Source organism: Mesorhizobium sp. L103C119B0, from assembly GCF_000502235.1.
In the GTDB taxonomy this organism is placed as follows: domain Bacteria; phylum Pseudomonadota; class Alphaproteobacteria; order Rhizobiales; family Rhizobiaceae; genus Mesorhizobium.
Window position 1 is genome coordinate 188,106 of sequence record NZ_AYXE01000005.1, and the last position, 12,304, is coordinate 200,409.

The following is a 12,304-nucleotide window of genomic DNA, read 5'->3' on the forward strand; positions in this document are numbered from 1 at the left end:
GGTCGTTGTCGGGGCATATGTCCGAGGCAAAACCCAAATCGGAACCGGCCGACGGCATCGAAGCGCGCGATGCCCCGAAGTCGCGTCGGGAAAAGCCGTCACGGCAAACGCGCGGAGATGGACCGCGCGAGGACACGCCGCGCGAGAAAAAAGCATCGGCCGCCGAAGCCGCGTCCGAGCCCGTTGGCGAGGCTGCGCCGCCGCCGGATGCCGTCGAACCCGATCCCAAGCTGACGCCCGAGCAGGCCGAGCAGGCGCGCAAAAAATATCTGCTGCGGCGTTTCTGGATCAGCGGGCGCGGCTATTGGGGGAGGCATGGCGACAAGCTCGCCTGGCCTTTGACGATCGGAGTGCTGCTGCTGATCTGCATCAACATCGGTTTCCAGTATGGCATCAACGTCTGGAACCGCTCGATGTTCGATGCCCTCGAGCAGCGCAACGCCCGCACGGTCTATCTCCTCAGCGCCGTATTCGTGCCGCTGGTGATCTGCAGCGGCAGCCTTGTCGTCGCGCAGGTCTATCTGCGCATGACGATCCAGCGCCGCTGGCGTTCCTGGCTGACCACCGGGGTCGTCGCGCGCTGGCTGGCAAACGGCCGCTACTACCAGCTGAACCTCGTGGGCGGCGATCACCAGAACCCCGAGGCACGCATGACCGAGGATCTGCGTATCGCCACCGAGTCGCCGGTCGATTTCAGCGCCGGCGTCCTCAACGCATTCCTGTCGGCCTCTACCTTTATCGTCGTGCTGTGGACCATCGGCGGCGCGCTCACCCTGCCGATCGGCGGCGAGAGCATCACCATTCCCGGCTTTCTGGTCATCACCGCGATCATCTATGCCGCCATCACCTCGACCTCGATGGTGGTCATCGGCCGCGACTTCGTCCAGCTCTCCGAGCGGAAGAACCAGGCGGAGGCCGAACTGCGCTACACGCTGACGCGCGTGCGCGAAAACGGCGAGAGCATCGCCTTGCTGGGAGGCGAGGACGAGGAGCGCAGCGGCATCGACAGGAATTTCGGCCATGTGCTGAGGCAATGGGCGCTGCTGACCGGACAGCACATGCGCACGGCCGCGGTGTCGCAGGGATCGAGCCTGTTTGCGCCGGTCGTGCCGATCCTTTTGTGCGCGCCAAAATTCCTCGAAGGCTCGATGACGCTTGGCGAGGTGATGCAGGCGGCGTCTGCCTTTGGCATCGTGCAAGGCGCGTTCGGCTGGCTGGTCGACAACTATCCGCGCCTCGCCGACTGGAACGCCTCCGCGCGGCGCATTGCCTCGCTGATGGTGTCGCTCGACGGGCTCGAGCGCGCCGAGCAGAGCGATGCGCTCGGACGCATCAACCGGGGCGAAGCGGAAGACGGCGCCATCCTCAGCCTCGACAATCTTTCCGTGACACTCGACGACGGCACCTCCGTAGTCAAGGAAACCGAGGTCGTGATCGAGCCGGGCGAGCGGGTGCTGGTTTCAGGCGAATCCGGTTCAGGCAAGTCGACGCTGGTGCGGGCCGTCGCGGGCCTGTGGCCATGGGGCGGCGGCAGCGTCAATTTCCACACCGACAGGCGCCTGTTCATGCTGCCGCAACGCCCCTACATCCCTTCCGGAACGCTTCGCCGCGCGGTCGCCTATCCCGCGGCGGCGGACAAGTGGACCATCAAGCAAATCAAGGCTGCCCTCGACAAGGTGGGGCTTGGCTATCTCACCGGCAGGATCAAGGAAGAGGCGCCATGGGACCAGACGCTGTCGGGCGGCGAAAAGCAACGCCTCGCCTTCGCGCGCCTGCTGCTGCATCGCCCCGATATCGTGGTGCTGGATGAAGCGACTTCGGCGCTCGACGAGAAGAGCCAGGACACGATGATGTTGACGGTGATCCGCGAACTGCCTGACGTCACCATCATCAGCGTGGCGCATCGTGCGGAGCTCGAAGCCTTCCACAGCCGCAAGATCACCCTGGAGCGGCGGGAGGGCGGCGCCAAGCTCGTCAGCGACGTCGACCTCATCCCGCGCAAGCGCAAACGCAGCCTGCTGAACCGCGCTTTGTGGGGTTCCAGCACTCGGTGAAAAAGCCGCGCAGGTAAAAGGCGCCACTGCCGAACCGCGAACAGATGTCCAGGCGAAGCGCTTGGGCAAAGACATTAGCCGGCTATGGATTAGCCGTAGAGACCCTTGTAGGTCTCGCGCAGCAGGTTCTTCTGCACCTTGCCCATCGTGTTGCGCGGCAGCTCATCGACGAAGATCACCTGCTTCGGGTGCTTGTATTTGGCCAGCTGGCCGGCAATGGCGCCAACGATCTCGGCCCCGGTGATCTGCGATGCCGGCGCCCGCACCACGACAGCGGTGACGCCTTCGCCGAAATCGGGATGGGCAATTCCGATGACGGCACTTTCCAAGACGCCGGCAACGGCGTCGATCTCGCTCTCGATCTCCTTGGGATAGATGTTGTAGCCGCCGGAGATAATGAGATCCTTGCCGCGGCCGACGATGTGGACGTAGCCGTCCGCGTCGATGATGCCGAGGTCGCCGGTGATGAAGAAGCCGTCCTTACGAAACTCCGCCTTGGTTTTTTCCGGCATGCGCCAATAGCCGGAAAAGACATTCGGACCTTTGACCTCGATCATGCCGACTTCACCCTGGCCAAGCGCATCGCCGCTGTCAGGGTCGGCGATGCGCAGCGAAACGCCGGGCAGCGGGAAGCCGACCGTGCCGGCCCGACGCTCGCCCTCATAGGGGTTCGACGTGTTCATGTTGGTCTCGGTCATGCCGTAGCGCTCGAGAATGGCGTGGCCGGTGCGCTCGCGCCAGGCCTTGTGCGTTTCGGCGAGCAGCGGCGCCGAGCCGGAAACGAACAGGCGGATGTTCTTCGCCGCCTGGGCATCCAGCCCGTCCTGCTGCAGGAGCCTGGTATAGAAGGTCGGCACCCCCATCATCACTGTCGCGCGGGGCAAGAGCGAGACGATGCGGCCGGCGTCGAATTTCCGCTCGAACAGCATCGAGGCGCCGGCCATCAGGGTGACGTTGGTGGCGACGAACAAGCCGTGCGTATGGAAGATCGGCAACGCGTGGATCAGCACGTCATCCCCGGTGAAACGCCATTGCTCGACCAGCACGCGCGCATTGGAGGCCAGGTTTTCATGGCTGAGCATGGCGCCCTTGGAGCGTCCGGTGGTGCCGGATGTGTAAAGGATTGCGGCCAGATCGTCCGGCCCGCGCGCCACGGCGTCGAAATCCGTGGGCTGTTGTGCCGCCAGTGCGGTCAGCGAGCCCTCACCATTGCTGCCAAGCGTGACGGTGGCAGCACCCGACGCCTGCGCCAACGGCGCGATAGCGCCGGCGCGGGCCGGGTCGCAGACGACCAGCCGCGGCTCGGCATCCCCGAAGAAATAGCCGAGTTCGGCCAGCGTGTAGGCGGTGTTGAGCGGCAGGAAGACCGCGCCGGCGCGCAGGCAGGCGAGGTAAAGGAAAATGCATTCGGGGCTTTTTTCGACCTGCACGGCAACGCGGTCGCCAGGCTCGACGCCGAAATGCCTCAGCGCATGTGCCAGCTGTGCCGATTGCGCCAGCATGTCGCGATAGGCGATCGCGCGTCCGTCATCGGTCGCCATCAGGATGCGCTCGGAGGCTGAAATCCGGCTGCGGAACGCGTCGAACAGGTGATTGGTCATGCGCCTTCCCTAGAGCATGATGCCGAAAAGTGTGAAGCGGTTTTCGGAGGACATGCCCTACCCTTTGATTTAGCCGGATGATTTCAGGTCGATTCGGCCTGAAATCATCCGGCTCTAGCGCATGGCCTTGGAACAAAGGAAACGATTTCGCCTCCGTCCGGCAAAAACGTGAAATCGGGTTTGCCGCCGATCAGATGAAGGCAAGCGGACTTGGATAGCGGGCGATTTTGGATAGCGGGCGGATTTTGGATAGCGGACCGGAAGCGCTTCTATCTGCGGCTGCGCAGCGCCTTGGTGGCGCTCACGCGTGGATCGCCGCTGTCGTTGAAGCGCTCCATGCACATGGCTGCCGTCAGACGGTAGTGGTTGAGGAGGGCTTCAACGGCGCCGTCGGCATCGCCATCCACCGTGCGCTCCGCAATCAGCCGATGTTCACTGATTTCGTCGCGCTCGCTGCCGTCCTGGGAGATCAGCCGGTAACGGGAGGCCTGATCCGAAAGCTGGTCGCAAAAGCCGGTCAGCCAATGCGAGCGGCAGCCTGCGATCAGTGCCCGATGGAAGGCGCGGTGCAGCTTTTCCCATTCCGGATTGTTCGAGGACGGATCCTCCGGCAAGCGGCGCGGGGCACGCGCCAGGCGATGCAAGGCCAGCACGAGCTGCTCTTCCCATTCGCCGGTGCGGTTGGCAATGGATTCACGCAGCGCCCGCTCTTCCAGCCAGCAGCGGGTGCGCGTCAATTCCTCGAGTTCTGGGGCACTGACCGGCATGATGAAGAAACCGCGCTGGTCGTGGCGGCCGAGCAGGCCTTCCGAAGCAAGTCGGTTGAGGGCCTCGCGAACCGGTGAGGCGCCGGCGCCGTAACGGGAAACCACCCATTCGACACGAAGCTTGCTTTCACTTTCAAACACGCCGCGCAGGAGATCGTCGCGAAGCTGTTGATAGACCGTACTAGCGAGTGTGCTCTTGGGTCCCGCGCCTTCGCTCACATCGGCAGATCCGTAGGTCAATACGACTCCTGTAGCTCTCCCATGCTCCGCTAGCCCGTTCGCGAAGCAAACGATTTCCCCTGTAAATTTACTGTAACTCCTAAGGCATCCGCCCCTCAAGCGAAAGATCACGATATTCGACTTAAAGAGGAAGGTTGACCGCATCTTATCCGCCGGAAGTAACTAAAATCGTGAAAAACTTGTTCTTCTGAAGAAAGTTTGTCTGCCAGCATGGCAGGTGCCCTCGAGAAACAGCTTCGAGATCCCGAATACGGATAATTTTTTCTTAACGCGCGTCATGCCGCCGGATTGACCTCTCCCCGCATGCAGATCCCTTCGGCAGTTATCCACTAGATTTATGGGCCAAAACTAGTGCCGGATGCCGCGATCCTGTCGCTTGCCGCGATGCCCTTGCGGCTGCCACCCGTTGACGGCTTTTTGGGAGATCGAAGGATCAGGCAGGGAGATCAGGCCGAGGAGAACCTACCAGCCGGGAACTTGCCCTGGAACTGATGTCAGCCGGCAGCCCGGTCGGCCGCGGTTCGGATGGCTTCTATATTGGCCCGGTAGGCTTCGACGCTGCCGCCCTTGAAGATGGCGGCGCCTGCCACCAGCACATCGGCGCCGGCTGATGTGACCAGGGGGGCGGTTTCCGGCGACACGCCGCCGTCGACCTCGATGCGAATCGGCCGGTTGCCGATCAGCGCTTTCACCCGCTTGACCTTGTCGACCATGGCCGGGATGAAGGCCTGGCCGCCAAAGCCCGGATTGACGGTCATGATCAGGATCAGGTCGAGCCGGTCGAGCACATATTCGATCGCACTTTCCGGCGTCGCCGGATTGAGCGATACGCCGGCCTTCTTGCCGAGACCCTTGATGGTCTGAAGCGAGCGGTCGAGATGCGGTCCGGCCTCGGCATGCACGGTCATGCCGTCGCATCCGGCATCGGCAAAGGCGGCCAGATAAGGATCGGCCGGCGCAATCATCAAATGGCAGTCGAAAAAGGCCTTGGTGCGGTTGCGGATGGCCTTGATCACCGGCGGGCCGAAGGTGATGTTGGGCACGAAATGCCCGTCCATCACGTCGAGATGGATCCAGTCGGCGCCGGCCGCCGTCACCGCCTCGACCTCGTCGCCGAGCTTCGAGAAATTCGACGCCAGCACCGATGGCGCGATCAGGGTCTTCCTGCTCATGATGCGGCCCCTTTGGGCGCCCTGTTTGCGGGCGCGGCCTTGACGACTGCTAGAGCAATTCCAAGAAAAGTGGGAACGGCTTTCCGTCCGGAATTGCGTGAAAACAAAGAGATAGAGCGGTTCGGCTTTTCCACCAAACGATGAACTGCTCTAGACCATGATCCCGGAAAGGGAAAGTCGGTATTTGCTGCGCCCGGCAGCGGGTTCGGCGAATACCTGGCCGCCCGATCGCCGCAGCGCGCCCAAGGAAAAACCCCGCCGGATCGCTCCGGCGGGGTTCTGAATTTTGACTCGTATCCAGATCCTATGGCTTGAAGTTGGCCGCCGGATCCCTTTGCGGCTGTACCTGCGTCTGCGGCGTGCGCTTCGGTATGAACTGCTGAAGGACACCTGGATTGAGCAACAGGGTCGGATCGAGCGACGGCTGCTGCCGGATCGCCCTGCAGTTCGGGAACCGACCAACCGTGCCTTCGGGGCAGCGCCGCTTGATGATCGGCACGCACTGGCCGCCGACCATCTGCGAGCCCGGGGCGCAGTCTCCCAACTGCGGCCTCGGCTTGCGGCATGCGCCGTCGATCACCTGGGTGCCGCGCGGGCAAACACACTCGCCGCGCTTGTTGTGCACCTGGCCGCGTATGTCGCACTGTTCCAGCACAGGCTTCTTCTGCCGGCAGGCATTGCCTTGCACCTCGGTACCCCGCGGGCAGACACAATTGCCGTTGGCGTCGTGGACCTGGCCGCGGATCGAGCACTGCTCGGGCTTCGGCCGGATCGGCCGGCAGACCTTGCCCCTGACTTCTGTGCCGTCCGGGCAGACGCAATCGCCATTGGCGTTTTGGATCTGACCACGGATCGAGCATTGTTCAGGCTTTGGCCGGATCGGCCGGCAGGCTCCATTGCGCACCTCTGTCCCACGCGGGCAGACACAATCGCCATCGGCGTCATGAACCTGGCCGCGTATGCCGCACTCCTCGGGCTTCTGCTTGTCGCGCACGCAGGCATTTGCCTGTCGGTCGAGATGCGTACCTTCCGGGCAGTAGCAGCCATTGCCGTCCGACGTCGGGACCGAACCGGGGATGGTGCAGCCAGGCTTGTCGGTCTTGATGCAAGCGCCGTTCTCAAGCTCGGTTCCGCGGGGGCAGACACAGCGTCCATCCTCGGTGCGGATCTGGCCCTTGAGCAGCACGCAGGGCCTTGGATCCTTTGGCTGGATGATGACGCCGCCGTCGGGCGAGCACTGGCCGTTGCGGAACGTCGTGCCTTCCGGACACACGCACCGACCGGCATCGTTCATGACGAACCCCGGCGAGCATTCCTTCTTCACCTCGCGCTTGATGGTGAAGGGATGGCAGGCATAGGCCTTGCCGCGATCGCCCTGGATATTGGTCAGGTCGCCGGGCAGTACGTCGCCGCCGCCTTGCACCCTGGTGTCGGGAGACAAGACCCCGACGCAGTTCTGGCCGCTAACGTTGCCCCGCAGATTGGCCAGGGGAGCGTCGGGAAGGACCACGGTGACCTTGTGCACATGGCTTTCCCCGGCGTCGAGCGTCAGGTTGGCAATGCAGGTCAACGGCAAGGTCGTCGGTTCGGGCGAGCAGCCAAAGGGCGGCTCGATCGAGGTGATCGCGACGCCTTGCAGCCGCCCCAGCCCGTCCACCCCGATCGCATCGCCGATGCGGACCGGACCGGAGAAGGCGGTCTGGCCATCATTGGTGATGGTGATCTCGAACGAGCAGGGTTGCCCGGGCTGGCACTCGGCATCGCCGGTCTTCTTGACGCTGATGGTGGACGTGCCGCCGCCCTTGGCGCAGGCCTGGCCGATAGGGTAGACGATATCGTCTCCAGGGGCCGGGCCATACGAGCCGCGTGCGCAGTTCTCGAACGCGCCATTGGCCGAGACCGTCACGTCGAAGTGCCTCGATGTTCCGGGAGTCATCACGGCGCCGGGAATCTGGCACGACAGCGCATTGGCCGGAACCGCTCCGCAGGCCCATTCCGCACCGTCGGGTGTGACGGTCTGGATCTGGACCGGCGCGCCACCCGATATCAGCGTGGCAGCATCGTTGACCCGCACCGGACCGGTGGGGGCAGAGGTGCCAAGGCTGATGACGGTGATGCGGCAGGAAACCACCGCCGCACCGGCGAGCGAGCCATTGCAGACCTTGGTGATGCGTAGGGTCGGCTTGCCGCCATTGGGATGACGGAAGCGTTCCTTGGCGCAGGCCTTGTTGTTGGTGAGGTCGACCTCACCGGGGACGGGCTTCAGCGCCGCGCAGTTCTCGACCGAATCCGACTGGTAGCCGGCCGGCATGACCGCCCTGACGACGATCGGCGTCGAGGCGCCCGGCATCAGCACGATGCCTGCATTGTCGCAGCGGAACTGGCCGGGACCGTTCGGTCCGCATGTCCAGGGCGGAGACGGGCCGAAGGTCGAAGAGGCCGGCGCGCCGCCCGGGTAATTGTCGATAACCGTCAGCGGCCCATTATAGGGGACGCTGCCATTGTTGATGATGTCGATCACGAAGTAGCAGATGCCGTCGGGTGTGCAGACCGGGATGCGGGCACGCTTCTTCAGGATCAGGTCGACCTTCTTGTCGACCGGGGGCCGGCAATCGCGGTCGCGGTCGCCACGCCGGCAGATCGGGATCGAGGCACAGCCGCGATCGTTCTGCTGGCTGCCGAACAGCGGCTTGCCGCTGGCGCCGTAATTATAGGTGGCGCAGTTGCGCAGCGCGCTGCCTTGCCAACCACCCGCCGGCTTGAAGCCGAGCTTGAGGTTGATGGAGGCCCCCGGATTGAGCGTGGTCACCGGATAGGTGCACGTCATCGGGGTCACGCCGGGCATGCATACCCAGGGCGGATTGGGCCCTGAATCCAGAGTCGAGCCGGCCGGCAGCGTCACCTCGTCGAGCACGATCTTGCCGTGATACGGCCCGTCGCCGACATTGGTGACCTTGATGGTGAAGTCGCAGCCGCCCCCCATCGTGCAACGCGTCACGTCGGCGCGTTTCTCGACCTTGAGGTCCGGTTCCTTGTCCTTGGGGGGACATCTCAAGTCACGCGGGATGACGATGTCGATGGTCTGCGTGCAGCATAGTCCCCAACCCTCCTTCGGGCCGGCATAGGTCTCGATGCCGGTGACGATGAGGTGGATGACGTCGCCGGGCGATGCACCGACGATCTTCCAGTTCAGCACACCGCCGCCCGCCGGCACCAATTGCGTGTCGGGGATGATGGTGATGCCTGGGGTCGTCGTCGATACCTGCACCCATTTTCCGCCCATCTCCGGGCCGACAGGCATGTGGTAGATGAACGCGCCGCCGCCTTGCACGCAATCGACCGTGCCGCGCTCCACCTTGAAACATTCCCGGTCGGGAGGCGGAGGCCGCTTGTCACAGTTGGTGAGGTCGATCTTGATCGAGGTCTTGGCCCCGGTCTTGTAGTCGCCGTCGTCGGGCTTGCCCGGATCCTGCGACGGGATGATGGCCCCCGTGCCGACGCCCGGCGTCACCTTGATCATGCCCTGGTTGTCGACGATGGTCGGCGAAGGAAACGCCGCATGGTCGATCTTGGCGGTGATCTTGAAATTGATGACGCGTTCATTGCCAGCCCCAGCGCCGTCGAGATCGGTGGTGGAAATCCGGAAATCGGAAACCGTTGCCGTATCGTTCGGATTAGCCGAGGTGCTGATTGTCGCACCCGGCAGCGGTCCGCCAGACGCATCCGTGCCGTCGCCGGACACGTTGACGTTGACGATCGCAAGACCGTGCGGAAGCTGATCCTTGAAGTCGAGTTGGAGTTTCTTCAGCCTGGCCGAAAAGCTTGGGTCGGCAAAGCCTTGCGAGTCGCCGCGCAGGCCAAAGCTCAGGGAGTAGACGACGTAGTCGCAGCTCCTCTGTGTGCCTGTTTTGGTGAAGAACGGCACGATCCGTTCCGGCCTCGGATTGACGATTTTTGAATTGTCGAGGTCGAGCCGCAGTTCCGGAGTGATCGGGACTGCATCTTCGGCGTGGCTTGCCACAGGGGTGAACATGGCGACCGCGATACCGGCCGCCATCAGCCAGCGCGCGCCGCGCCTGGCATATGACGGGGGTTTCATGATGGTCTCCATGACGGTTGGCTGCTTGCCGGTGGATTGACTGCTGTTCGCGGTCGGGGAAAGTGCGAGATTTTTCATCTTCCCCTCCTCAACGTTCGCAGCTGACGGCTGGGGTTCTGAGCGGCAAAGTCATCTTGCAGCAAGGGTAGTAGCCACCCTTGTCCTTGTCGGACTGCCTGTAGAAGCAAAGTCCAACATCGACTCTGTCGCCCGGAGAATGGCCGGTGATGTCGACCGTGTAAGGCTTGCCGGGAGCATGCGACTGGGGTGATGTCACCCCGACGCCTGGTGTCCTGGACTTTGTCTCACTGGAAGGCTGGACCTTGATCGAATCGCCGCCAAAGCCGGCATGGTCATGGAGATAGAGGTCGGCCTGGAGGCCGCGAGGCGTGCAGTAGAACTGAACATCCTCGACATCGATGCACGGAGGCAGATCGCCGGGCGGTGGGAAGTCCGGCGGATAGAACGGCGGCAGATAACCGCCGGGGATCTCTTCATAATAGCCGGCCCGGCCTTCGCAGGGGTGCCAGACCTCGACGTCGCCGACATGGCCTTCCACTTCTGGGTCTTCGAAATAGCCGTCGAAGTCGACGAACCACGAGCCGAAAGGCGGCACGTTGGCCGGCTTGACCAACGGCGTCGGCGTGATCTGCACGCCGTGCACGCCAAGCGGCCCGCCGGCGGCGAGCTGGTCGGCAAGTGTCGGGCTGTCGCGCAGCTTGTCGCCGGTGTTGACCAGCGTGTCGGTGCACACGCCGGTGTCGAGATTGCCGTCGGCGTCATAGCCATATTGCAGGTCGAGCCCACCGGCAGACTGCCGGTTGCCTTGCGGGAAGCCGACCGCATATTCCTGCGGCTCTTCCACCCAGACCGATTCCGTCGCCGGATCGTCCGGGTTTTCGCGCCAGTAGCGGATGACCTCGCCCTTGCCGGAATCGGCGAACTGGCTGTAATCGTAGCGATTCTCGACCGGGCCGCGCTGCGCCAGATACATGAAACCCTGGTTGTCGAAGGCGATGTCGGTGACGGCGTAGTCCTTGTCGGCCTTGACCGTCAGCTCCCAGCGCGGATCACCGGCAAAGCTGCCATCGCGGGCAATGCCAACCGACCAGATCTCGGCCTTTTCGCCGGCCGAATAATAGAGCCGGCCGCCATGATAGGCGACGGACCAGACGCGGCGTTCGTCCTGCGTGTAGCCCCATGTGTCGGGGTCTTCCGAGTCGAAGGCAGCACCCTGTATGTCCATCACCGCACCGTCATCGGCGACGGGAGCCAGCCCATGCGCCGGCCGCCCGGCAACGCCGTGATCGAATGTGTCAATCAGCGTGCCGTTGGCGTCGAGGCGGTGGATGAGGCCGGTGTCGAGATCGCTGGCGAAGAACTCGCGGTGATTGCTGTCGAAGCTGATGTCGCCGATGCCGGAACCGCTGTTGGTGTCAATGTCGGCGAATTTGGAGACCGCGCCGGTGATGCCGTCGATCTTCCAGATCGTGCCCGGACCGCCACCGCTTTCGGTGCCGAACTGGCCGTCCATGAAGACGGCGCCTGCGGTGCCGCGGCGCTGTCGCTCGGGCCGACCGTCGGCATCTTCGTCCGGGGTGACGATACGGATGCCGTGCAGCGAGGTAGCGCCGGCATAGAGGTTGGGGACGCCCGAGGGAACGCCGTCGCGCACACCGTCATCATAGGTGATGGCGAATACCTGGCCGATCTGTTCGGCCGTCACCTCGAAAGGCGGCGGCGTGTAGACGAGCTGGCCGGAAGCCGGTCCGCCGAGCGCCGAAACGTCGAAGACGCGCAAGGTGGCGCGCGTCGTGTCGATGAAGGTTTCGTCGACCGGGTCGACGCCGGGCGGCAGCCCCCCCCTTTCGGAATCGGCAGAGTCGAAATTGGGAATGACGGTGCCGGAAAATCCGGTGACCGCCATCGAGCCGGGATAGACGATCTGGATTTCCTGCGCTTGGGCGGCTGTGCCCAACCAGAGCGTGGCGCTCAGCGCCAGGGCAAGCAAACCGCCGGCCAGATGGAGCGAACGGCGGAAACCGCTTGGAAACGACATGGACGCGCCGCGATCGCAGGACATAAAACTCCCCCCGAAGTTTTCGGGAGGAACATCCGGTCCGGCCGCGCGAAACAGGGCAAGGCGCGGCGTTCCGGCACGTTCGTCCCTGATCGAATTGTCTGCTTTCCTCATCTTCACGATACGCCTGCTCCTGCGCAGGGTCAACGGAATCAGCCGAAAGCCCAGCGCATCGACTCCATCCCGAAGGCGGTGGTCGCGCTGAGCTTGCGTCAGTCCCGGAGACCGTGGAGCCTCTGGGGTCCTGGTCATGGGGGCATCCTTTCCGGCCCGCACCATGCGGCGCCTGGT

6 protein-coding genes are annotated in these 12,304 nt (G+C 63.7%); 1 reads left to right on the forward strand and 5 read right to left on the reverse strand.

Features of this window, described 5'->3' with window-relative positions; genetic code table 11:
* The first annotated feature begins 17 nt into the window (after positions 1-17).
* Complete coding sequence (locus X728_RS156275; RefSeq protein WP_023831224.1) at positions 18-2,054, forward strand: ABC transporter ATP-binding protein/permease; 2,037 nt, start codon at positions 18-20, stop codon at positions 2,052-2,054.
* An 89-nt stretch (positions 2,055-2,143) separates the two neighbouring features.
* Here the strand turns inward: X728_RS156275 and X728_RS0134780 are convergent, their stop codons facing one another.
* The 5 genes from X728_RS0134780 to X728_RS156255 form a co-directional block, all read right to left on the reverse strand.
* Positions 2,144-3,655 (reverse strand): malonyl-CoA synthase, encoded by a 1,512-nt coding sequence (locus X728_RS0134780; RefSeq protein ID WP_031195257.1) that lies wholly within the window; start codon positions 3,653-3,655, stop codon positions 2,144-2,146.
* A 269-nt stretch (positions 3,656-3,924) separates the two neighbouring features.
* Positions 3,925-4,662, reverse strand: coding sequence for a GntR family transcriptional regulator (locus X728_RS156270; RefSeq protein ID WP_023694237.1), 738 nt, complete (start codon positions 4,660-4,662; stop codon positions 3,925-3,927).
* A gap of 494 nt (positions 4,663-5,156) precedes the next feature.
* A complete protein-coding gene (gene rpe, locus X728_RS156265; RefSeq protein WP_023823849.1) occupies positions 5,157-5,834 on the reverse strand; it encodes a ribulose-phosphate 3-epimerase in 678 nt (225 codons plus the stop codon).
* A 304-nt stretch (positions 5,835-6,138) separates the two neighbouring features.
* The gene (locus X728_RS156260; RefSeq protein WP_023831225.1) at positions 6,139-10,011 is read right to left on the reverse strand and encodes a hypothetical protein; all 3,873 of its coding nucleotides are present in this window, start codon (positions 10,009-10,011) and stop codon (positions 6,139-6,141) included.
* A gap of 10 nt (positions 10,012-10,021) precedes the next feature.
* Positions 10,022-12,292: a hypothetical protein gene (locus tag X728_RS156255; RefSeq protein WP_031195258.1), complete on the reverse strand. Its 2,271-nt coding sequence runs from the start codon at positions 12,290-12,292 to the stop codon at positions 10,022-10,024.
* Positions 12,293-12,304: the final 12 nt, after the last annotated feature.